Genomic DNA, 21413 nt, shown 5'->3' with positions numbered 1-21413 from the left:
GCTACTTTAGGGATGCCAGCTTTTTCTCAAGATCGCTAAGTTGAACAGCTCCAGGAAAGCGACTGCCATCAGTAAAGAAAAGCGTAGGCGTACCGGTAATGCCATAAGTTTTAGCAAGTGCTATGTTTTTATCGAATGGCGTTGTGCAATCTGTCTTGCCGCCAAGCGGGGTGCCATTAATCATCCAGTCAATATAGGTTTTTGCGGGATCATTAGAGCACCAGATTTGTTTGGATTTTTGGACTGAGTCAGCACCTAGTATGGGAATGAGATAGGTGTAGATGGTCACGTTGTCTAGCTGCTGCATTGATTTTTCAAGGCGCTTACAGTAGCCACAGTTGGGATCTGAGAAGACTGCAAACTGTTTGCTGCCGTTACCGCGCACCTGTTTCATCGCATTGGCTTGTGGCAGGTCGCTCCATTTGATGCGGTTGAAATCACTTTGTCTTTGCTCGGTAATATTTTTACCTGTTGCTAACTCAATAATCTCACCTTGAATCAGATATTGGCTTTTTGCATCAGTGTAAAAGACATCACTGCCAACGAGTACCTCATAAATTCCTGGAATGGGGGATGCTGAGATGCTTTTAATTTTTGCGCTAGCCCCCAACTTCTTCTGCAGCTCTGTTTTGACTTGTTGCTCCGATTGCGCATAGGAGAGTTGACAGGCAATAATGCTGGTGCAGCAAAAAAACGCCGCAGCAAAAAATTTATTCAAAATCAATATCTCCTAAGGCGCGTTCAATGAGTCGCCGTTTAATGAAGTGACTACGATTGACAAAGCCGAGTCCAAAATTGCGTAACTGACGTTCGGCATTGCTCGATCCAGAAAATAATTTCTTCAGGCGATCTGTTACCCACAGTAAAGCACTGGTATCGCCCTGACGCTGGCGTTCATAGCGACGCAAGAGCGTTACGTTGTTTATAGGCCGAAAGGATTCTCGTTTACTTAATACGTTTAATAGGACAGCAACGTCTCGCAGACCTAAGTTAAGACCTTGCCCAGCTAGAGGATGCATGACATGCGCAGCATCGCCAATTAAAACTACCTTAGGGTCATGCTCGGGTCCAATAAAACGATTCGCACGAATTTTTCGTAAGGGAAAGGCCGCTGGGGTGGAGTTCAGCATGAGCGTGCCAAGTTGTTTTCCGATTGCGCCACCCGCAAGCATTCTCCATTTGCTATCCCAGTCAGATTGCTTAAGGAGTAGAAGATCAGAGGCATTTTCAGGCGAGGTTGACCACACCATGGAAACTTGTTTATTGGGCAGGGGCAGCATTGCCACAATATCCCCGCCCGGCAAGAACCATTGATAAGCCGTTTCTAGGTGAGGTTGAGTGCACAGCCAATTGGCAACAACGGCGCTTTGTGAATAGCTTTCTTCACTTGCGGTAATGCCAATACTTTTACGAGTAGCGGAGTTGGCCCCATCGGCTGCCACTACCAACATGGCTTGTATCGGCGCATGATTTTTGAGGTGAAGTGTCGCCCCGTCAGCATCAGTTTCTAGAGTTTCGACTGTGTCGGCAATTTGCCCTAATTTATTTTGAAAGCGCACTGCTTGATCCAAAATACCTTCGACGAGGTTCGATTCGCCAATCCAAGCAAGTTGCGGGGTGCCCGCTTCGAAGGCAGAAAGATGTAGCTGATCGGATCCTTCCCCGCGATCTCCAAAAATACGCATATCCCGAACGGCTTGGATACGAGTGTGCTCTAGGGCATCCCAAATATGTAAATGGGCCAATAATTTTTGGGTACTGGGTGAAAAGGCATAGATTCTTTGGCCCCATTGCGGTCCTGTGGGGGGCGGTACCGGATCGCCTAAGTCAGGAGCAATCTGAACGGTCTGCAGTCCCAGTTGCGCAAGCCCTAGGGCGCAGGCTTTCCCGGCAATACCTCCCCCAATAACCGCAATATCGACCTTGCGAATTTTGGTGTTATTGCTCTGGTTTTGTGGGGGTGAATTTTGGCTAGCTACTGACATATCTCGATGATATCGAAACCAAGCCCTTACAATATCGCTATGTCTGTGAAATGTGGCATCGTCGGCCTGCCTAATGTCGGCAAATCTACCCTTTTTAACGCGCTTACCAAAGCTGGAATCGCGGCGGAAAACTATCCTTTCTGCACGATTGAGCCCAATGTTGGCGTAGTTGAGGTCCCTGACCCTCGTCTTGCCGGTTTGGCTGAGATTGTGAGTCCTGAGCGCGTGCTCCCAGCGGCTGTCGAGTTTGTTGATATTGCTGGCCTCGTAGCTGGTGCATCTAAGGGAGAAGGGCTTGGAAACCAATTTTTAGCAAATATTCGTGAAACAGATGCGATTACCCACGTGGTGCGCTGTTTTGAAGATGCGAATGTAATACACGTAGCTGGCAAGATCGACCCTATTGCTGATATTGGGGTGATCGATACAGAGTTAGCGCTATCGGACTTGGCCACGGTTGAAAAAACCCTGAATCGCTCAAGTAAGGCTGCGAAGTCAGGTAATGACAAAGAGGCTGCAGCTTTGGTTGCGGTGCTCACTAAGGTGCAGGCACATTTAGATTCCGCTTTGCCAGTTCGCAGTATGAAATTAAGTGACGATGAGAAGCTACTCTTAAAACCACTTTGTTTAATTACTGCAAAGCCAGCGATGTATGTAGCTAATGTAAAAGAGGATGGATTTGCTAATAATCCTCATTTAGAAGCAGTCAAGCAGCATGCGGCCCAAGAAGGCGCTCCCGTGGTGGCGGTATGTGCCGCAATCGAAGCGGAGATTGCTGATTTAGATGATGCTGACAAGCTTGAATTTTTGACTGACTTAGGAATGGAAGAGCCAGGATTAGATCGTGTAATTCGTGCTGGTTACGACCTATTGGGTTTGCAGACTTACTTTACAGCAGGCGTGAAAGAGGTACGTGCTTGGACTATTCATAAGGGCGACACTGCACCTCAGGCTGCAGGCGTGATTCATACAGACTTTGAGCGCGGTTTTATTCGTGCCCAAACAATCTCTTATGAAGACTTTATTCAGTTCAAGGGCGAAGCAGGCGCCAAAGAGGCCGGCAAGATGCGTGCTGAAGGTAAGGAATACGTCGTTAAGGATGGCGATGTTTTGAACTTCCTGTTTAACGTTTAATCAATTTTTACAGCTAACAAAAAAGCCCTTTGCTACTAAGGGCTTTTTTAATGGGACTGTCAATCCATTGTCCGTGAATATATTAAGCCGGTTTAGCTGCTTTCTCTAAGCATTTAGAGATTTCTTCATATCGTTTAAGAGCCATTTTGGTAGGTAGCACTTGCTTTTTCCGACCATCCTCATTGGCGACCATTTTGATATAGCCCATCGCGCTGAGGTTTTTTAGGCGCCCATGCAGCGTAGCCTGTGAACCAAGTTCTGCAAGGGAGATCAAGTCCCCAACCAAAATAGATTGCTTAGCAAAGGAAGATAAAACGATCTTGTTTAAGAGATGCTCTTCTGTAGAGTCAAGCTTTTTACCTGGATTGATGCGATCCAGTGTATCGATCAGATTTAAGAATCGCAGGTAAGAAGATGGTTTGTTGGTAGACATTCAGATGTATTTATTATTTGCCATTAAGCTATTAGCTTGATGTACAGATTTTATATCCCATGTTCACTTATTTGCAACTTGTACGGACTTTGTAAAACTCAACCATACTCTATCAATGGGCAAGAAATTATCCGAATCATTGGCAACAATTTTAATTAGCATGCTTTCGTATGGAGCCCTGTTCTATTTGAATGATTGGCTGACGAGTAGTCTGGCATTCGGTTTAGGGGTAAATTGGATCTATTTGCCTGCAGGCTTGCGTTTATTTTTGACTCTAGTATTTGCATTGCCAGGCGCGATTGGTATTGCTGTAGCCTCATTTTTGATTTCCTGGTTTGGTGGCTTTCCTCATGACCTGATAACTTGCCTGGGGGTCGGATTAATTTCCGGTTTTGCGCCCTATATGGCCAGGATATTCGTGGTGGCTAATGTGCAATTAGCGGGAGATCTCAGCGACCTTAACCTTCCCAAACTCATTTTGTGTATCTTGATTTATGCAGCATTAAGTTCCAGCTTGCATCAGTGGTGGTATCAAGTCAGGGGTCTAAACGATGCTGGCACCCTGAATCATTTCTTTGTCATGTTTATTGGGGATGTCTTCGGAACCATCCTATTCATTGCCGTCATCAAGTATGGCTTAGATCTGCTGAAGAAAACTAGGGTAATGGCGCTTTAGAAAAATAACGCCTTCAGTGCGAGTCCTGGATCTTGGGATCGCATAAAGGCCTCTCCTACCAAAAACGCATTGATATTGTGATCACGCATCAGTTTTACATCAGCGCGATTCATAATGCCAGATTCAGTTACCAAGGTTTTAGTATTGGGCACCATCTGTAAGAGTGAAAGCGTTGTCTGTAGCGTTACCTCAAAGGTTTTAAGGTTGCGGTTGTTAATTCCTAGTAATGACGTTTCTAATTCAAGGGCTTGTTCTAATTCTTGAGCGTTGTGCACCTCAACCAAAACATCCAAACCTAATTCATGAGCGCAAGCTTCTAAATCTTGCATTTGCTTGATCTCAAGAGCGGCAACGATGAGTAAGATGGCGTCTGCACCAATCGCCCGCGCTTCATAGATTTGGTATGGATCAATCGTAAAGTCCTTGCGCAGCACAGGAATATTGCACGCGGCGCGTGCTTCTTGTAGGTAGGCGTTGCAACCCTGAAAGTAATCCATATCGGTTAAGACGGATAAACAGGCTGCACCATGATCTTCGTAGGAGCGGGCAATCGCTGCTGGTTGAAAATTATCTCGCAAGATTCCTTTGCTAGGACTCGCCTTTTTGATTTCAGTAATCACGCCGGGTTTGCCAGATGCAATTTTTTGCTCAATTGCATGAATAAACCCGCGCGGCTTTAATGCGGTATCTCGATTATTAGCTTCCGCTTGCTCGCGATGATTGGCAAGCGAAATATGCTTTGAATTGTGTGCTACCTCAATTTTTTTAGTGGCAACAATTTTGTCGAGAATATCGCTCATGGATCGAAAATAAATAGGTTAATTAATCTTGGTGGCTGCTATGAAGGCATCAAGTTTCTGCCGAGCGTCACCACTTGCTATGGCAGCCTTCGCCATGGCAATACCAGTGGCAATATCTTTACATAGGTCAGCAACATATAAAACTGCCCCTGCATTGAGGCAGACAATATCGCTAGCGGGACCAGATTTTTTATTAAGCACATCTAAAACGATTTGCTTGGACTCTTCTGCATTGGCGACTTTAAAACTGCTAGTTGGTGCAGTGCTGAGCCCAAAGTCTTTCGGATGGATTTCGTATTCGCGCACTATGCCGTCTTGAAGTTCTCCAACTAGGGTAGGGCCTTCTAGTGAGATCTCATCAAGACCATCGCGCCCATAGACCACCAAAGCATGTTTCATATTTAAAGCTTGTAAAACGCGTGCCTGAATGCCAACAAGATCAGGGTGGAATACCCCCATTAAAATATGTTGTGCATCTGCGGGGTTAGTAAGTGGACCTAAAATATTAAAAATAGTACGCACACCGAGTTCTTTGCGAATCGGTACAACATTTTTCATGGCGGGATGGTGGTTGGGGGCGAACATAAAGCCAGCACCAACATTGGCGATACAGTAGGACACTTGTTCGGCTGAAAGTGCAAGATTGACGCCAAGAGCCTCTAGAACATCTGCGCTACCCGACTTACTGCTGACGCTACGGTTTCCATGTTTGGCAATTTTTGCTCCAGCCGCGGCGGCAACAAACATGGCCGCAGTAGAGATGTTGAAGGTATGTGCCCCATCACCACCGGTCCCAACAACATCAACTAAATGCGCTCTATCTTCTACGTGAACTGGAGTTGCAAATTCCCGCATCACCTGAGCTGCTGCTGCGATTTCACCAACAGTTTCTTTTTTTGTCCGCAGTGCAACCAATAAGCCGGCCACCATTGTCGGGGGCATCTCACCACTCATGATGAGGCGCATCATCGCTGTCATTTCGTCATGAAAGAGCTCGCGATGCTCTATGCAGCGTTGTAAAGCTTCTTGAGGAGTAATAGTCATAGCGCTCTTTGGGGGCTGTGTATTTATTTGGATTGCAAAAAATTCTTCAAAAGTGCGTGACCATACTCAGAAAGAATAGATTCTGGATGGAATTGCACGCCTTCAACTGCAAACTCGCGGTGACGAACCCCCATAATTTCGCCATCAGAGGATGTGGCGGTAACTTCTAGTGCCGCGGGAATACTACTCTTTTCGATGGCTAATGAGTGGTAACGCGTTACTGTAAATGGGTTTGGAATGTCTTTAAATACGCCAATACCAGTGTGTTGAATGCTATCAGTCTTGCCATGCATGACTTTCTGAGCACGCACAATTTTTCCGCCAAAGGCTTCACCAATCGCTTGATGCCCTAGGCAAACTCCCAAGATCGGAATATGACCAGCGTAGCGTTTGATTGTCGCAACTGAAATACCTGCCTCTGCAGGGCTACATGGCCCAGGCGAGATACAAATACGTGCAGGGTTTAGTTTGCCGATTTCTTCAACGGCAATCTCATCATTCCGAAATACCTGTACCTCTTCACCTAGTTCAGCAAAGTACTGCACTAGGTTATAAGTAAACGAATCATAGTTATCAATCATGAGGAGCATCGAGTCCTCCTTGTACTAAATCAGCGGCAAGTAATACAGCGCGTGCTTTGGCTTCGGTTTCTTTCCATTCGGCTGTCGGGTCTGAGTCTGCAACAACGCCAGCACCTGCTTGTGAGTGCAGCATCCCATCACGTATGACGCCAGTGCGAATTGCAATAGCGACATCCATATCGCCAGAGAAGGAGAGGTAGCCTACCGCACCACCATAGATCCCACGCTTCACAATTTCCATTTCATCAATAATTTCCATGGCCCGAATTTTTGGGGCGCCAGATAAAGTGCCGGCAGGAAAGGTGGCTCGAAGAACATCCATATTGCTCATATTGTCCAGCAACTCACCCTCAACTGAGCTAACAATGTGTTGCACATGTGAATATTTCTCTATCGACATAGAGTCTGTCACTTTGACTGAGCCTGTCTTAGCGATGCGACCGACATCATTGCGAGCAAGGTCAATCAACATGACGTGTTCAGCAATCTCTTTGGGGTCTGCTAGCAATTCTTTAGCAAGCCGCTCATCCTCTTCTGGATTTGCTCCGCGGGGACGCGTGCCCGCCAATGGGCGAATCGTCACAATCTTTTCAGACTTGCGTTTTTCTTGGCGCACTAAGATTTCTGGTGAGGAGCCCACTACCTGTAGGTCTCCAAAATCATAGAAGTACATATAAGGCGAGGGGTTTAGAGAGCGCAGTGCCCTATACAGGGCTAATGGCGAATCAGTGAAAGGCTTACTAATGCGCTGACCGATAACAACTTGCATACAATCGCCAGCCAAAATATATTCTTTGGTTTTGCACACAGCACTCTCAAAATCTTCCGCTTTGAATTTACGGATGAGTTCGGTCTTGGTGCTAGCCCTGGAATTTGGAATGCTGATAGGCTTGTTTAGGCAAGTAAGCAATTCTTTTAATCTGGCATGCCCTTTTTCAAAACTGTCATCCTGGCTTGGGTCGGCATAAACAATTAAGTAAATTCTTCCGGCCACGTTGTCGATGACTGCCAACTCTTCAGTTAGCATGAGTTGAATGTCGGGAACACCTAATTCATCGGGCAGGCTGTGTTTGGCTAAGCGAGATTCAATATAGCGAACCGTATCATAGCCAAAATAGCCCGCTAGGCCACCGCAAAAGCGTGGCAAACCAGGTTGAAGCGCAACCTTAAAGCGTTTGAAATAAGCGTCTACAAAATCAAGCGGATTATCGCGATTACTTTCGGCTACCTTGCCATCTGTCAACACCTCAGTTAATGGTGCGGTGGGTGTGCCGGCTGTTCTCAATAAAGTTTTTGCTGGTAAACCAACAAAAGAAAAACGACCAAAGCGTTCGCCACCTAAAACAGACTCCAGTAGGTAAGTATTTTTCTTGCCAAACTCCTGAGTTAATTTCATATACAGGGAGAGGGGTGTTTCTAGATCGGCCAATACCTCTTTCACTAGAGGGATACGATTGAAACCCTGCTTAGCTAGGGCATTAAATTCTTCGCGCTGCATTAGGCTTTTCCTGACTTTCCTAATTCTGTCCGCATCGCCTCAATGACTGTGGCGTAATCCTTTTGACCAAAAATAGCCGAGCCAGCAACAAAAGTATCTGCTCCTGCTTTGGCAACTTCTGCGATGTTGTCAACTTTGATACCACCGTCAACTTCAAGCCTGATGGAGCGACCGGTCTCGGCTTGATAGCGGTCTAGGCGGGTACGCACTTGCGCAATTTTATTTAGGGTGCTGGGGATAAATGATTGACCGCCAAAGCCTGGATTCACTGACATGAGTAATACCAGATCTAATAATTCTAGAGTGTGGTCTAAATAATCTAATGGTGTGGCAGGGTTCAAAACAAGACCAGCTTGACAGCCTTGATCTCGAATCAGGTTAATTGTGCGGTTAACGTGAGGACTCGCCTCTGGATGAAAGCTGATGAGGTTGGCACCTGCTTTTGCAAAATCAGGAACGATGCGATCTACTGGCTCCACCATGAGGTGAACATCAATCGTCGCTGGCTGACCATTTTTAGTGGCATAAGAACGAATAGCCTCGCAGACTAAAGGGCCAATTGTCAGGTTGGGAACGTAGTGGTTATCCATCACATCAAAGTGAATCCAATCGGCTCCAGCCGCTAGGACGTCCTGAACTTCTTTACCCAGACAGGCAAAGTCAGCCGACAAAATAGAGGGGGCGATAACAAATTGGGGTGATTTCTGGCTATCCATCCCTAGATTCTAGCTTGCAGTTGGCTCTCGGATGGAGCAGAATTCGAGCATGAATCCCCACGAAATCAGTATTACCGTCAAAGCCCAGTACTTGCCCGAGCAATCTGACCCCGATAACAGCCAGTTTGCATTCGCCTATACCGTCACTATTCGCAATGCAGGAACCGCTAGTGTTCAGCTGATTGCCCGTCATTGGTTCATTACTGATGGGGATAACGATGTACAGGAGGTGCGGGGTCTAGGCGTGGTTGGACAGCAGCCTTTATTGCGCGCTGGCGAGCATTTTGAGTACACCAGTTGGGCCACCTTACCTACTCCCGCAGGAACGATGCGGGGAGAGTATTTCTGTGTGACTGAGGACGCCCAGTTTTTTCAGGCTCCAATCCCAGAATTTGCCTTGGTAATGCCTAGAACCCTTCACTAGGGGGCTCTTCTGGTAATAATGACTATTTTTTGCCGCCACCAGTCCAAAGTACGATAAAGAGCAGCAGGCCTAAGGCAACCGCTGCCTCTAAGACAAAGAGCAGCATTGGGTATTCATCGAGTAAATTGGCGATCATGATTCTAAATTTCCAAATAGTGACAAAGCGATTGGTTTTTACCAGTGTATTCGCTCTGGTGTTGATCGCACTTCTGGCGGGTTGCTCAACTCTCCCTACAGGTAGATCAAGCTCTCGACCAACAAGTACCGCTGTCGCCCCATATAACTCTCCTATTGCTAGTTTCACTGCGGTCTCATGGCAGGCTTTGCCGGGATGGCAAGAGGATGAGCTGACTCAGGCTTGGCCAGCATGGCTTAAAAGCTGTGACGCCTTACGTAAACGCAGTAGTGAGGTCAACTGGCGCGATGTTTGCGCACAGTCGACTCCTATTTCCCCAAGGGATGGGCAGGCCATTCGACAGTACTTTGAGACTTATTTTCAGGCTTATGAAGTGCGTAACAGCTCGAGTGGGATCGAAAGCGGTTTAGTTACGGGCTATTACGAGCCGGTCATGAATGGCTCTCTGATGCGCACCAATCTCTATAGCACCCCTTTGTACTCTTACCCAAAGGCTTGGCGAAATGCAAAGCCAAGTCCAGCGCCTACTCGCGCTGAGCTCATAAGCTCCAGCGTTTTAAAGGGTCAGGAGTTGGCGTGGGTACAAGACCCCGTTGCAGCGGCTTTTATGCAAATACAGGGCTCAGGAAAAATTCGCCTTGAGGATGGGCGAGTTTTACGCTTGGGCTTCGCCGGAACAAATGATCAACCATTTAAATCTTTTGCCCAATGGTTGTTAGATCGCAAAGAGATCACACGCAGTGAAGCAACGATGCAGGGTATCTCGCAATGGGCAAAACGCAACCCCAGTCGTGTGGATGACATGTTAAATGCCAATCCCCGCTTTGTTTTTTTTAAGGAGTTGCCAAGTAACGTAAGTGCAGAGCTTGGGCCTAACGGCGCACTTGGTGTTCCTTTGACTGGAGAGCGAAGCATTGCGATTGATCTGAGGGCTCTCCCAATAGGTGCGCCAGTATTTTTGGCTACTACCAAGCCTCTTAGTAATCAATCCTTGCAGAAGCTGGTGATGGCGCAGGATACTGGCAGCGCTATCGTAGGAGCCGTAAGAGCTGATTACTATTGGGGTTCTGGGGATGCCGCAGCAGAAATGGCTGGTCGCATGAAACAAAATGGCAAGATGTGGGTATTACTGCCGCGCTGAAAAAGAATGCTGAAAGGGTTATATGAGCTACAACACTATTTTGACTAAAGTGGATGGCAAGGTTGCCACGATTACTTTGAATCGCCCTCAGGTATTAAATGCCTTAAATGATGAGCTGATGGATGAGTTGGGCGCTGCGTTGATCGGGTATGACGCTGATGACAATATTGGTTGCATCATCATCACTGGTAGTGAAAAAGCTTTTGCCGCTGGTGCGGATATTGCCAGCATGGCAAAGTACGAATTTCATGAGGTTTATCGTAGCGACTATATTTCTCGTAATTGGGAGCACATTAGGAAAGTGCGTAAGCCAGTCATTGCAGCTGTCTCTGGCTATGCGCTGGGGGGTGGTTGTGAGTTGGCAATGATGTGCGACATGATCATGGCAGCCGACAATGCGAAATTTGGCCAACCAGAAATTAAGCTGGGGATCATTCCCGGTGCTGGCGGTACTCAGCGTTTACCGCGTGCAGTTTCTAAAGCTAAAGCAATGGATTTGGCTTTGACAGGACGCCTGATGGACGCGGCTGAGGCTGAGCGCTCAGGACTGGTGGCACGGATTTTTCCTCAAGCTGATTTGTTAAGTGAAGTCCTTGCGATTGCAAAAGGCATTGCGGATATGCCATTGCTAACCGCCATGATGGTGAAGGAAAGTATCAATGCCTCTTATGAAACTTCACTCTCAGAAGGCATTCATTTCGAGCGTCGTTTATTTCATGCTTGCTTTGGAACAAGCGACCAGAAAGAGGGTATGGCTGCCTTTGTAGAAAAACGCCCTGCCAAATTTACTAACTCTTAATCGATATTGAGAGTTAGGGCTAATTTGCCCCTAAAAAGCGTTGAGCTAGTTTGACCCAATAGTTCACGCCCACTGGAATGAGGGCATCATTGAAGTCGTATGATGGGTTATGGAGGTGGCATGGTCCCATGCCATGTCCGATCGAGCGATGATCACCATCCCCATTACCTAAGAAGACATAGCAACCAGGCTTTTCAAGTAAGAAGAAGGCAAAGTCCTCGGCGCCCATTGTCGGGTCTATGGAGGTATTGACATGAGACTCTCCAACAAGTTCGGTCATCACCTTGCTAGCAAACTCGACTTCATTTTCATGATTAATGAGCGGGGGATAGTTTCTAGAAAAAGTAATCTCCGCTTGGCAATCAAATGCACTCGCTACATTATGTGAAATCTCTCGCAGGCGTTGTTCAATGAGATCGAGTACCTCCAAGGTAAAGGTGCGTACAGTGCCGCCAATAAATGCGCTATCTGGAATTACATTACTAGTTTCACCTGCATGAAATTGCGTTACAGACAAAACGGCAGCATCCACTGGACGTTTGTTACGAGTAATAATGCTTTGCAAAGCTTGCACGACTTGAGCGCCTGCTAGTACTGGGTCTGCACTGTTATGCGGCAACGCTGCGTGACCACCTTTGCCGCGAATCGTAATTTCAAATGCATTGCTGGAGGCCATCATGGGTCCGGCAGTCACACCAAAATGACCTTCGGCAAGACCAGGCCAATTGTGCAAGCCAAAAACAGCATCACATGGAAATTGTTTAAAGAGGCCATCATTAATCATTTCTTTTGCGCCAGCACCACCCTCTTCAGCAGGCTGGAAAATAAAAATGACGGTGCCTTTAAAGTCTCTATGATTTGATAAATATTGCGCAGCACCTAAGAGCATTGCAGTGTGACCATCATGGCCACAGGCATGCATTTTTCCAGGGTTAACGGAGGTGTGCGCGAAATTGTTGTGCTCTTGCAGTGGCAGTGCGTCCATATCGGCACGCAAACCTATCATCCTGCCCGGCCCTAAATCTCCAGCGAGTCGACCTACAACTCCAGTCTTTCCCATGCCGCGAAAAACAGTAATCCCCCAGCTAGAAAGGGCTTCTGCAACAAGATCAGATGTGCGATTCTCTTCGAAGCGTAATTCTGGATGCGCATGGATATTGCGCCGTATTTCTTGAATTTCCGCTGCGGAATCGACGATTTCAGGGAGTAATCGCATGTGTTTATCTTATCTGAAACTAAAGGCCATCGCACTTATTTGACCTAAGCTACTTTAGGCAGCTTTATATGCTCCGCAACAAACTGAAGCGCTGGCAATGAGTAAGGTTTATTTACTTGCTGTCGGAGGGTCTTGGGTAGTGGAGGGATAACTCCGAGACAGGGCGAACTAATGCGGTCACTAAGTGTTTGAATGTTCTCTTGCAACAGGGGCATTTCTTCAGAAAGCGTATTGGCTACCCAACCTGCGACTTCAATATTACGTATTTTTAAAGCTTCGTAAGTTAGCAGTGCGTGATTGATGCATCCCAATCGCATACCCACTACCAGGATGACTGGTAATCCAATCGCCTGTGTCACATCACCTAAATCTTCTCTGTCATTAAGGGGCACCAAAAATCCTCCGGCGCCCTCCACAATGACTGAGTCAAATGCTGCAGACATTGCCTGAAAAGCCTTGGTAATGACTGCAATGTTTAGGTTAACTCCCTGTAATTGAGCTGCTAGGTGGGGTGCTGCAGGGATTTTTAAGATGTAAGGGCAAAGATTGTGCTGATCGCGCCCCATGTTTGAAGCAAGTCGCAATGTTTCTAAATCTTCATTTAATTCATATTCGTCTAAGGCTTGATAGGTTCCCGCTACAACAGGTTTAAAACCGGCGACCTTTAATCCGGTTTCGCGTAGTTTCAGTATCAAAGCTCCGCTAATTAAGGTTTTACCGACTCCAGTATCGGTGCCTGTAATAAAAAAACCGGAAGATTGATGATTGGGGTTCAAGGTAATTCCCCTATCTGTACTTGCCGCTCAATTTTTTGCAAAACTTTAATGAGCGCCTGCAAATCTTCAATACTGTGATTCGCAGAAATAGTAATACGCAGGCGTGCGCTTCCCGCTGGAACTGTTGGTGGCCTAATTGCTGGAATCCAGTAACCCATTTCATCTAATAATTTGGCCGCCACTAAGGCATTAGCATTGCTACCAAGAATGACTGGTTGAATTGGGGTGCATGAGCTTACTTTTTCCCACCTGGAAAAAGACATTTCATTTTGCCAATGGGTAATGAGTTGATGTAGTCGGCGACGTCGAGCCTTGCCTTCTTCGCCTTCAATGATGGCAAGGCTTTTTAGCAAGGCATGGGCAATCGCTGGAGGCGTAGCAGTGCTGTAGATATAGGGGCGACCTTTTTGAATAAGCCAGTCGATAAATGGTGCCTGTGCACAAACGAATGCCCCGCTCACTCCAGCGGCCTTACCAAGAGTGCCGATATAGATGATGCGCTCTGACGTAATGGCAAATTGCTCCAGAATTCCATGTCCTAGTTGGCCCAGGACGCCGAAACCATGAGCATCATCTATCAACAATAATGCATCGTAGCGTTCGGCAATTTCTGTGAGGGCTTTTACTGGGGTGATATCGCCATCCATACTAAAGACGCCATCGGTGATGATGAGCTTGAGAGGCTTTGTATCTTTTCTGAGGACTGCTTCGAGCGTTTCTAGTTGCTGATGGTCAAATAGTGTTACTGAGGCTGTTGACTGAGTGCTTGCTAAGCGAACTCCATCAATAATCGATGCGTGATTGAGTTTGGCAGAGTAAATGCTGGCTTCGCCTGACTTTGCCAGTTTGATTAACCCTGTGATAGCGGTGAGGTTTGCAAGATAACCCGTGCTAAAAAATAATGCGCTCGCATTTGGAATGTGGGTGCTTTGGAATAAAGCTAATTTTTTTTCTAGCAAATCATGTGCAATATTGTGTCCGCTGATCAGGTGTGAAGCGCCACTCCCAACGCCGTATAGATTTGCACCTTCTGTAAGAGCTTGAATAAGTTCTGGGTGATTAGCTAGACCAAGGTAATCATTGCTGCAAAATGCGTTTAGTTTGCGCTGGTCAACTATTGCTTTGGTGTCACAGGGTGATTCAGTTACGCGCAATTTTCGTTTTAGTAACTGAGTATCAAGCTCGCTAATCTGCTCTGCTGCCATACTCAAAGCCTGAAATGAATTCTTCATGTGAGCACCCGATTGAGTGCGTGCTGAACGGCCTCACCCATTTGTAGGGTTTGGCTGGAGGTAAGGGTGTAAGGAGGCATGACGTAGATCGTGTTAGCAATGGGGCGAATCAAGATACCCTCATCTATGCCTGCTGAAAACATTTCGCGAGGAAATGTAGCAGAGTTCTTGAGAGAATCATTCTTAATATCAAAGGCAAGAATCATTCCTTGTTGGCGCCAGTGCTCAATACGTGAATCTGTTTGAGCCCATGCAAACGCATTGGCTAGCTCTTGTGCCCCAATCAAATTCTTTTCTAAAATATTATCGGTCTCAAATATTTCCAGGCAAGCCAAAGCTGCTGCACACGCGAGAGGGTTTCCTGTATAAGAGTGTGAGTGTAAGAAGCCGTGCTTTGTTTGGTCACTGTAGAAGGCGCGGTAAATATTTTCCGTAGTGAGACAAAGCGATAACGGAAGATAACCCCCAGTAATACCTTTCGAAAGCGTTAGAAAATCAGGCCAAATACCGGCGTGCTCGCAAGCAAAAAACTTACCACTGCGACCGCAGCCAACCGCAATTTCATCTGCGATGAAGTGAATATCATATTGGTTGCAGAGAGCTCTTACTCGCCGAAGATATTCTGGTGAGTGTATGGCCATTTGCCCCGCACATTGGACCAGCGGCTCAACAATGATGGCTGCAATATTCTGATGCTCTTGTGCAAACAATTTTTCGAGAGAGCTAGCGGCTTGCTTAGCAATCTCCTCGGTGCTTTCACCAAACTTCGCCTTGCGAGCATCTGGTGATTCGACTGTAAATACATCTTGCAAGAGAGATCCGTACGCCTCTCTAAAAATTGCAACATCAGTTACAGCTAGGGCGCCAAGTGTTTCGCCGTGATAACCATTTTCTAGGCAAACAAATTTTTTCTTACTAGGTTTGTTATTTAATTGCCAAAAGTGGTGACTCATCTTTAAGGCGATCTCCACTGCGGATGCGCCATCGGATGCATAAAAGGCATGACCTAAATGATTTTGTGTAAGGGCAGACAGTTTTTCTGAAAGCTCGACGACTGGGGGATGAGTAAAGCCGGCAAGCATGACATGCTCAATTTTTTCCAATTGATTGCAAATAGCCAGATTGATTCGCGGATTGGAGTGACCAAATAAGTTAGTCCACCAAGAGCTTATGCAATCCAATAAAGCATTGCCTTTGTCGTCGTATAGCCAAGGCCCTTTGCCATGAGTGATGGCAATTAGTGGAAAAGATTCATGATGTTTCATCTGGGTGCAGGGGTGCCAAACGGCCTCCAGACTTCTTTCGACCCAGTGGTTTTGATTTACATCAGGAATAACCTTGTTTTTCATCATTGATATTTGACCACTAGTTTTTCCTAATTTAAGCTTTCATCTGTTATGTTTATGGCTTGAATTGATCTATTTTCTGGAATTTACACATGCTGGATGTACAAAGTACTGAAAAACCCCTTACTCATGTCAAATCTAAGGCGGATTTGCACAGGCAGGTGAATGCTTCTGGCTCTTGGACAATTGCGCAGATTGAGGCTTTATTTGCTTTGCCATTCAATGAGTTGATGTTTAGGGCCCAAGAGACGCACCGAGCCCACTTTCCCGAAGGTGATGTGGAATTGGCAACTCTCTTATCCATTAAGACTGGCGGTTGCCCCGAGGATTGTGGGTATTGTCCTCAAGCTGCGCGTTATGACACGGATGTTCAGGCTAGCAAGTTAATGGATCTGGATGAGGTGCTTATGGCCGCTAAAGCAGCCAAAGCTGCTGGCTCAAATCGTTTTTGCATGGGTGCTGCTTGGCGTGAGCCTAAAGACCGCGATATAGAAAAAGTAGCCGCCATGATTAAGGGCGTAAAAGCATTGGGCCTAGAAACCTGTGCTACTTTGGGTATGTTGGAAGCCGATCAGGCTGAGGCTTTACAGGAGGCAGGTCTAGATTTTTATAACCATAACCTCGATACCAGCGAAGATTTCTATCGTTCCGTGATCTCCACCAGGGGCTATCAAGAGCGCTTGGATACGATTTCTAATGTTCGCGCAGCAGGCATGTCAGTATGCTGCGGTGGAATTGTAGGAATGGGCGAGTCTCGTGAACAGCGGGCCGCTTTCTTGACTCAGTTGGCAAATTTGAACCCTTATCCCGAATCAGTCCCCATTAATCATTTAGTACCGGTTGCTGGCACACCCTTGGCAGATCAAAAGCCAATGGACCCACTGGAATTTGTCAGGACGATTGCTATTGCGCGCATTACTATGCCCCGCGCTAGAGTACGTTTATCAGCCGGTCGCCAAGAGCTCGGAAGGGCGGTGCAGGCTATGTGTTTTTTGGCGGGTGCCAACTCTATATTCTATGGTGAGCAACTGCTCACTACCGCTAATCCTGAGGCAGAAGAGGACCGTGCCCTATTGGCTGAGCTCGGATTGAAGACCAAACAGAGCTGCAAATCTGAAGTTTTAATTTAAGTCTGCCAGCAGAAATGACCCTGTTGGATCGCTTCATTATTGAGTTTGATACCGCTCTTCGGTCGGTTGTTGGTGGTGCAAATGCCCACCGCTCAACCCCAGGTTCCGATCTGAATTTTGATGCGAGTTTGGAGCTCGCTGAGCGAGAGCATGCTGCTGGCTTGATGCGGGTGAATCATGTTGGTGAGGTTTGCGCTCAGGCGCTATACCAATCTCAAAAAATATTTGCCAGAAAGTCAGAAATTCAAGAGATGTTGCACCGCTCCGGGCAAGAGGAAATGGATCACCTAGCATGGTGTGAGACACGCTTAAAAGAGTTGGGTTCACACACGAGCTATCTCAATCCTTTTTGGTACGCAGGATCCTTTGCAATCGGCATGGCTGCTGGCTTAGCGGGCGATCGATGGAGTTTAGGATTTGTTGCTGAAACTGAAAAGCAAGTGGAGCAGCATCTTGAAAGTCATTTGGCAAAATTGCCTGAAAATGATCATCGCTCACGTGCCATTGTTAATCAAATGCGACTAGATGAAATTGAGCATGGACAGGCGGCTTTGCATGCTGGCGGAGTTTCATTGCCGAACCCCATTCAGCGGGTCATGAAGTTGATGTCTAAGGTCATGACAGCAAGTGCGTACAAAATCTGATTTTTGACTCTTGGTGGGGACAATATAAAAAACTAGCCACTGTTTTTTAATACAGTATATTTAACTATTATTTGAGTAAATAGCTAAGACCTATTCTTAAGTATATTTTCCAAGCTCTTGTTTCAAGTAGTAATTTTAATGCCACCATTTTATGAACACACGACGCTAAGTGTTTGTAAACAATAGAGAAATTCCTAAAAAAAGCCTTTAAAACACTTGACCCTCTTATGCTGATCCTCTAAAGTGGGAGGAAGTGTGAAAAAGTGGGGTAATTGGTGTTTCAAGGTGCTTCAGCTCTCAATTTAGATGCAAAAGGTCGCATGTCTGTGCCGGCAAAGCATCGTGACGCCTTGTTGGTTCAAGGTGAGGGCAGAGTCACGCTCACCAAGCACCCCGACGGATGCCTTTTACTGTTCCCTCGTCCTGAGTGGGAAAGTTTCCGATCCAAAGTTGCTCAATTGCCAATGGATGCCCACTGGTGGCGTCGAATTTTCCTTGGTAATGCCGCTGAAGTGGATTTAGATAGCGCGGGAAGAATTCTGGTTAGCCCAGAACTCCGCACTGCAGCGGGTATTGAAAAAGAAGTGATCTTGCTTGGTATGGGAAGTCATTTGGAATTGTGGGATTCCGCCACATACGCTGCAAAAGAACAGGCCGCCATTGCACAAGGCATGCCTGAAGCACTCAAGCAATTTAATTTTTGATGACAGGGTGCCATGAACATAACTCATCGCCCAGTATTACTGGCCGAGGCGGTGACGGCGCTGATCAGCAGTCCGCTCATTCAAGACTCAGACTCGTCAAAAAAAATTCTATTGATCGATGGAACTTTTGGCCGTGGTGGCCATACGCAAGCATTGCTCAAAGAGTTGGGTTCGAATGCGCGAATGCTTTCATTCGACAAGGATTTGGATGCGATCGCAGTTGGCAATGCCATCAAAGATCCGCGTCTAACGATTGTGCACAACAGTTTTGCGCAGATGGATCAGTATGCGGAACCGGAGTCGGTCGATGGCATTTTGTTGGACTTGGGTATCAGCTCTCCGCAGGTAGACGAGGCTCATCGGGGATTTTCTTTTCGCCGAGATGGTCCGCTCGATATGCGGATGGATACCGATCATGGTTTGACAGCGGCAGAATGGTTGGAGCAAGCGTCTCAGGAGGAAATCACTAGAGTGATTAAGACTTACGGGGAAGAGCGTTTTGCATTTCAGATCGCTAAAGCTATCGTGGCAAAACGCGAGGAAGGTTTATCGCCAAAAACAACTTTGCAGTTAGCGAGCTTAGTTGCGAGTGTTGTGCGCACGAGAGAGGCCGGACAAGATCCAGCTACAAGAACTTTTCAAGCGCTCAGAATTTTCATTAATCGTGAGCTTGAAGATTTGGAGTTAGGTCTTAAAGCGGCATTGAGATTATTAAAACCAGGCGCAAGATTGGCGGTTATTAGCTTTCACTCCCTAGAGGATCGGATTGTGAAGCAATTTTTACAGTCCCATGCAAAAGTAGAAGTGCCACGCGGACTTCCGGTGCGTGAAAAAGATTTACCGCAAAGTGCCTTAGAAATTATTGGTCGGGTTAAGCCAAGTAGTGAAGAAGTGAGTGAGAATCCGCGTGCTCGTTCAGCCATTATGCGTATTGCAGAAAAACGTTTGGTGGCACTTGCATGAATCGGGCGACTTTGACCTTATTGTCTTTGCTGTTGGTATGTGCGCTATCTCTAGTAGCTGCGCAGCAACGTGCGCGAAAATTATTTGTAGCGCTTGAACGAGCACAAATAGAAGAGTACAAATTAAATCAAGATTGGTTACGCTTGGAGTATGAGCAGCGCAATCTGTCAAAGTCGGCTCGTATCCGCGATGTAGCGCGCAATCAGTTGCGCATGGTGCCAATTTCTCCTGAGCGTACTTTGTACCTAAAGGAGGCTAAGTGAGGCCGGTAGGATTTTCTACTACCCCAAATTTAGTATTGCGCCTGCCAATGTGGCGGTCGCGATTGATGCTATTCCTTTTATTTTTTGTATTTACTTTGTTGTTAATTCGCGCTTTCTGGATTCAGGGTCCAGGAAATGCATTTTATGAAGCTAAGGCTGTACGTGGCACACAACGGGAGCTTGAGTTACCAGCTAGCCGTGGAAAAATTTTAGATCGTAACGGCCAAGTCATCGCCACGAGTCTGGAAGCAAAGTCCGTGATTGCTTATAACGATACCGTTCCAGATGATTTATCTGCAGAAAAAGTTCAGAAGCTGGCTAGTCTTTTGCAGATGAGTGAGCATGATTTGCGTAAAAAATTAAAAGAAGAACGTAAGCAGATTTTTTTAAAACGCCAGGTTGACCCAGAGGTTGCTCAACAGATTAAAAAATTAGAAATTCCAGGCATTGGATTAAATAATGAGTACCGTCGTTTTTACCCAGAGGGTGAAGCGATGGCTCACGTTGTTGGTTTTACAAATGTTGAGGACCGTGGCCAAGAAGGCATGGAACTTTCTAGAGAAAAAGACCTGGCCGGACATCCTGGACAGCGTCGTGTTGTGGTCGACCGGTTGGGCCGAGTTGTTGAGGATGTGGCAATTGAGCAGTTTCCACAAAATGGTAAAGACCTGCAGCTCTCTATTGATAGCAAAATTCAGTATTTGGCATATAACGCCGTGAAAAATGCGGTTGAGCAGCACCATGCCAAAGCTGGAGGTGCAGTAGTCCTGGATACGCAAACGGGTGAAATTTTAGCCTTGGCTAACTATCCAAGTTACAACCCAAATGATCGCCGCGGTCTAATCGGTGAGCAACTACGTAATCGCGTGCTAACTGATATGTTTGAGCCTGGTTCAACTATTAAACCCTTTACAGTATCAGCAGCGTTAGAGAAAGGTGCCATCACTCCGAATACATCAATGGCAATTGGCGCTAGTTATTTGGTTGGCAAGAAGCCGATTACCGATACACATCCCAATGGCACCCTAACGATCGCTCAGGTGATTCAGAAATCGAGCAACATTGGCGCCGCCAAAATTGCGATGAATTACTTATCCCCGGAAGAAATGTGGGATATGTATACCGCCGTTGGTTTTGGGCAGGCACCAAAGATTGGCTTTCCTGGAGCGGTGGCTGGTACCTTACACCCCTTTAAAAACTGGGTCCCGAGCGATCAGGCTCGCGTTGCATTTGGTTACGGACTCTCAGGCTCATTATTTCAAGTGGCTCGTGCCTATACTATTTTTGCGCGTGATGGCGAATTGGTGCCATTAACTATTGAGCGTAGCCCAGAATTTAAACCAGGCACTAGAATTATTTCCGCGAAAACGGCGATTGAGATGCGTCAAATGCTGGAGACGGTCACGCTACCGGGCGGTACCGCAGTAAAAGCTCAGGCAGATGGCTATCGCGTCGGCGGCAAAACAGGGACAGCTCATAAACTTGTTGGTAAGACTTATGGCAACCGGTACCTCGCTTACTTTGCAGGCATAGCTCCTATTAGCGCGCCACGTATTTCGGTAGCAGTCATGATCGATGAGCCTACAGGTGGTAGTTACTATGGCGGTGATGTGGCGGCACCCGTATTCTCAGCCATTGTCAGCGAGACTTTGCGTACTTTGAATGTGCTTCCAGACAGCAACATGAAGCAGGCAGTTTTAGAAGATAGCAGCCCTTCTGAAGTTCGATCTAATAGTGCGCAAGCACAACATGTGGCTTTAAAAAGATGAGCG

General features: G+C 46.7%; 24 protein-coding genes. 11 read left to right on the top strand and 13 right to left on the bottom strand.

What is annotated here, in order from left to right:
- Position 1: 1 nt before the first annotated feature.
- Together ICN46_RS02955 and ICN46_RS02950 are read right to left on the bottom strand one after the other, a co-directional pair.
- Complete coding sequence (locus ICN46_RS02955; protein ID WP_216204335.1) at positions 2-718, bottom strand: DsbC family protein; 717 nt, start codon at positions 716-718, stop codon at positions 2-4.
- Positions 711-1985: an FAD-dependent monooxygenase gene (locus ICN46_RS02950; protein WP_216204333.1), complete on the bottom strand. Its 1275-nt coding sequence runs from the start codon at positions 1983-1985 to the stop codon at positions 711-713. Before ICN46_RS02950 ends, ICN46_RS02955 begins: the two co-directional genes overlap by 8 nt.
- Before the next feature lie 39 nt (positions 1986-2024).
- Between ICN46_RS02950 and ychF the strand changes: the two genes are divergently transcribed.
- The gene (gene ychF, locus ICN46_RS02945; RefSeq protein ID WP_216204331.1) at positions 2025-3119 is read left to right on the top strand and encodes a redox-regulated ATPase YchF; all 1095 of its coding nucleotides are present in this window, start codon (positions 2025-2027) and stop codon (positions 3117-3119) included.
- An 82-nt stretch (positions 3120-3201) separates the two neighbouring features.
- Here ychF and ICN46_RS02940 read toward each other — a convergent pair whose 3' ends face one another.
- Complete coding sequence (locus ICN46_RS02940) at positions 3202-3552, bottom strand: hypothetical protein (RefSeq protein WP_216204329.1); 351 nt, start codon at positions 3550-3552, stop codon at positions 3202-3204.
- Positions 3553-3691: 139 nt separating this feature from the next.
- Here ICN46_RS02940 and ICN46_RS02935 point away from each other — a divergent pair, with 139 nt between their 5' ends.
- The gene (locus tag ICN46_RS02935; protein ID WP_255538716.1) at positions 3692-4228 is read left to right on the top strand and encodes a hypothetical protein; all 537 of its coding nucleotides are present in this window, start codon (positions 3692-3694) and stop codon (positions 4226-4228) included.
- On the opposite strand, the gene trpC is transcribed toward ICN46_RS02935, so the two are convergent.
- The 5 genes from trpC to rpe are packed head-to-tail and all read right to left on the bottom strand — an operon-like array spanning position 4225 to position 8867.
- Positions 4225-5028, bottom strand: a complete 804-nt coding sequence (gene trpC, locus ICN46_RS02930; RefSeq protein WP_216204324.1) for an indole-3-glycerol phosphate synthase TrpC — start codon at positions 5026-5028, stop codon at positions 4225-4227. The two genes, ICN46_RS02935 and trpC, sit on opposite strands and share 4 nt — an antisense overlap.
- Positions 5029-5046: 18 nt before the next feature.
- A complete protein-coding gene (gene trpD, locus ICN46_RS02925) occupies positions 5047-6072 on the bottom strand; it encodes an anthranilate phosphoribosyltransferase (RefSeq protein WP_216204323.1) in 1026 nt (341 codons plus the stop codon).
- 23 nt (positions 6073-6095) lie between these two features.
- Entirely contained in the window at positions 6096-6662 is a 567-nt protein-coding gene (locus tag ICN46_RS02920; RefSeq protein ID WP_216204320.1) for an anthranilate synthase component II, read from the bottom strand.
- The gene (gene trpE / locus ICN46_RS02915) at positions 6646-8151 is read right to left on the bottom strand and encodes an anthranilate synthase component I (RefSeq protein ID WP_216204319.1); all 1506 of its coding nucleotides are present in this window, start codon (positions 8149-8151) and stop codon (positions 6646-6648) included. Before trpE ends, ICN46_RS02920 begins: the two co-directional genes overlap by 17 nt.
- Positions 8151-8867, bottom strand: coding sequence for a ribulose-phosphate 3-epimerase (rpe, locus tag ICN46_RS02910; RefSeq protein ID WP_216204316.1), 717 nt, complete (start codon positions 8865-8867; stop codon positions 8151-8153). Before rpe ends, trpE begins: the two co-directional genes overlap by 1 nt.
- Before the next feature lie 49 nt (positions 8868-8916).
- Between rpe and apaG the strand changes: the two genes are divergently transcribed.
- Entirely contained in the window at positions 8917-9291 is a 375-nt protein-coding gene (apaG, locus tag ICN46_RS02905; protein WP_216204315.1) for a Co2+/Mg2+ efflux facilitator ApaG/CorD, read from the top strand.
- Between the two features lie 22 nt (positions 9292-9313).
- Here the strand turns inward: apaG and ICN46_RS11960 are convergent, their stop codons facing one another.
- Positions 9314-9595, bottom strand: a complete 282-nt coding sequence (locus ICN46_RS11960; protein ID WP_255538734.1) for a hypothetical protein — start codon at positions 9593-9595, stop codon at positions 9314-9316.
- 19 nt (positions 9596-9614) lie between these two features.
- On the opposite strand from ICN46_RS11960, the gene mltA reads away from it, so the two are divergent.
- Positions 9615-10568, top strand: a complete 954-nt coding sequence (gene mltA / locus ICN46_RS02900) for a murein transglycosylase A (protein WP_255538715.1) — start codon at positions 9615-9617, stop codon at positions 10566-10568.
- A 22-nt stretch (positions 10569-10590) separates the two neighbouring features.
- Complete coding sequence (locus ICN46_RS02895; RefSeq protein WP_216204311.1) at positions 10591-11367, top strand: enoyl-CoA hydratase; 777 nt, start codon at positions 10591-10593, stop codon at positions 11365-11367.
- A 19-nt stretch (positions 11368-11386) separates the two neighbouring features.
- Here ICN46_RS02895 and ICN46_RS02890 read toward each other — a convergent pair whose 3' ends face one another.
- Genes ICN46_RS02890 through bioA form a run of 4 tightly spaced genes read right to left on the bottom strand, consistent with a single transcriptional unit; the run spans position 11387 to position 15943 of the window.
- On the bottom strand, positions 11387-12583 hold the full coding sequence (locus ICN46_RS02890; protein WP_216204309.1) for a M20 aminoacylase family protein: 1197 nt from the start codon (positions 12581-12583) through the stop codon (positions 11387-11389).
- 44 nt (positions 12584-12627) lie between these two features.
- Positions 12628-13359 (bottom strand): dethiobiotin synthase, encoded by a 732-nt coding sequence (bioD, locus tag ICN46_RS02885; protein ID WP_216204308.1) that lies wholly within the window; start codon positions 13357-13359, stop codon positions 12628-12630.
- On the bottom strand, positions 13356-14591 hold the full coding sequence (locus tag ICN46_RS02880; protein WP_216204306.1) for an 8-amino-7-oxononanoate synthase: 1236 nt from the start codon (positions 14589-14591) through the stop codon (positions 13356-13358). The genes bioD and ICN46_RS02880 overlap by 4 nt, the downstream gene beginning before the upstream one ends.
- Positions 14588-15943: an adenosylmethionine--8-amino-7-oxononanoate transaminase gene (gene bioA, locus ICN46_RS02875; protein WP_255538712.1), complete on the bottom strand. Its 1356-nt coding sequence runs from the start codon at positions 15941-15943 to the stop codon at positions 14588-14590. Before bioA ends, ICN46_RS02880 begins: the two co-directional genes overlap by 4 nt.
- Positions 15944-16029: 86 nt before the next feature.
- On the opposite strand from bioA, the gene bioB reads away from it, so the two are divergent.
- The 6 genes from bioB (at position 16030) to ICN46_RS02845 (ending at position 21410) form a co-directional block, all read left to right on the top strand.
- Complete coding sequence (gene bioB, locus ICN46_RS02870) at positions 16030-17067, top strand: biotin synthase BioB (protein ID WP_216204304.1); 1038 nt, start codon at positions 16030-16032, stop codon at positions 17065-17067.
- A gap of 14 nt (positions 17068-17081) precedes the next feature.
- Positions 17082-17711, top strand: a complete 630-nt coding sequence (gene coq7 / locus ICN46_RS02865) for a 2-polyprenyl-3-methyl-6-methoxy-1,4-benzoquinone monooxygenase (protein WP_216204301.1) — start codon at positions 17082-17084, stop codon at positions 17709-17711.
- 275 nt (positions 17712-17986) lie between these two features.
- Entirely contained in the window at positions 17987-18415 is a 429-nt protein-coding gene (mraZ, locus tag ICN46_RS02860) for a division/cell wall cluster transcriptional repressor MraZ (protein ID WP_216204299.1), read from the top strand.
- 12 nt (positions 18416-18427) lie between these two features.
- A complete protein-coding gene (gene rsmH / locus ICN46_RS02855) occupies positions 18428-19378 on the top strand; it encodes a 16S rRNA (cytosine(1402)-N(4))-methyltransferase RsmH (protein ID WP_216204297.1) in 951 nt (316 codons plus the stop codon).
- Positions 19375-19641: a cell division protein FtsL gene (ftsL, locus tag ICN46_RS02850; protein ID WP_216204295.1), complete on the top strand. Its 267-nt coding sequence runs from the start codon at positions 19375-19377 to the stop codon at positions 19639-19641. The genes rsmH and ftsL overlap by 4 nt, the downstream gene beginning before the upstream one ends.
- 47 nt (positions 19642-19688) lie before the next feature.
- Positions 19689-21410 carry a peptidoglycan D,D-transpeptidase FtsI family protein gene (locus ICN46_RS02845; RefSeq protein WP_216204679.1) on the top strand — a complete coding sequence of 574 codons (1722 nt, stop codon included), beginning with the start codon at positions 19689-19691 and terminating at the stop codon, positions 21408-21410.
- The last annotated feature ends 3 nt before the right edge of the window (positions 21411-21413 follow it).

Source organism: Polynucleobacter sp. Latsch14-2, assembly GCF_018881925.1.
Taxonomy (GTDB): Bacteria; Pseudomonadota; Gammaproteobacteria; order Burkholderiales; family Burkholderiaceae; genus Polynucleobacter.
This window is presented reverse-complemented; position numbering and strand designations above follow the sequence as displayed.

What these genes read in the sequence shown, in the direction of transcription:
- ICN46_RS02950 (WP_216204333.1), bottom strand. Translation starts at nt 1,985, where the DNA reads ATGTCAGTAGCTAGCCAAAATTCACCCCCACAAAACCAGAGCAATAAC.
- ychF (WP_216204331.1), top strand. Translation starts at nt 2,025, where the DNA reads ATGTCTGTGAAATGTGGCATCGTCGGCCTGCCTAATGTCGGCAAATCT.
- ICN46_RS02940 (WP_216204329.1), bottom strand. Translation starts at nt 3,552, where the DNA reads ATGTCTACCAACAAACCATCTTCTTACCTGCGATTCTTAAATCTGATC.
- trpC (WP_216204324.1), bottom strand. Translation starts at nt 5,028, where the DNA reads ATGAGCGATATTCTCGACAAAATTGTTGCCACTAAAAAAATTGAGGTA.
- trpD (WP_216204323.1), bottom strand. Translation starts at nt 6,072, where the DNA reads ATGACTATTACTCCTCAAGAAGCTTTACAACGCTGCATAGAGCATCGC.
- ICN46_RS02920 (WP_216204320.1), bottom strand. Translation starts at nt 6,662, where the DNA reads ATGCTCCTCATGATTGATAACTATGATTCGTTTACTTATAACCTAGTG.
- trpE (WP_216204319.1), bottom strand. Translation starts at nt 8,151, where the DNA reads ATGCAGCGCGAAGAATTTAATGCCCTAGCTAAGCAGGGTTTCAATCGT.
- rpe (WP_216204316.1), bottom strand. Translation starts at nt 8,867, where the DNA reads ATGGATAGCCAGAAATCACCCCAATTTGTTATCGCCCCCTCTATTTTG.
- apaG (WP_216204315.1), top strand. Translation starts at nt 8,917, where the DNA reads ATGAATCCCCACGAAATCAGTATTACCGTCAAAGCCCAGTACTTGCCC.
- ICN46_RS02895 (WP_216204311.1), top strand. Translation starts at nt 10,591, where the DNA reads ATGAGCTACAACACTATTTTGACTAAAGTGGATGGCAAGGTTGCCACG.
- ICN46_RS02890 (WP_216204309.1), bottom strand. Translation starts at nt 12,583, where the DNA reads ATGCGATTACTCCCTGAAATCGTCGATTCCGCAGCGGAAATTCAAGAA.
- ICN46_RS02880 (WP_216204306.1), bottom strand. Translation starts at nt 14,591, where the DNA reads ATGAAGAATTCATTTCAGGCTTTGAGTATGGCAGCAGAGCAGATTAGC.
- bioA (WP_255538712.1), bottom strand. Translation starts at nt 15,943, where the DNA reads ATGATGAAAAACAAGGTTATTCCTGATGTAAATCAAAACCACTGGGTC.
- bioB (WP_216204304.1), top strand. Translation starts at nt 16,030, where the DNA reads ATGCTGGATGTACAAAGTACTGAAAAACCCCTTACTCATGTCAAATCT.
- coq7 (WP_216204301.1), top strand. Translation starts at nt 17,082, where the DNA reads ATGACCCTGTTGGATCGCTTCATTATTGAGTTTGATACCGCTCTTCGG.
- rsmH (WP_216204297.1), top strand. Translation starts at nt 18,428, where the DNA reads ATGAACATAACTCATCGCCCAGTATTACTGGCCGAGGCGGTGACGGCG.
- ftsL (WP_216204295.1), top strand. Translation starts at nt 19,375, where the DNA reads ATGAATCGGGCGACTTTGACCTTATTGTCTTTGCTGTTGGTATGTGCG.
- ICN46_RS02845 (WP_216204679.1), top strand. Translation starts at nt 19,689, where the DNA reads ATGTGGCGGTCGCGATTGATGCTATTCCTTTTATTTTTTGTATTTACT.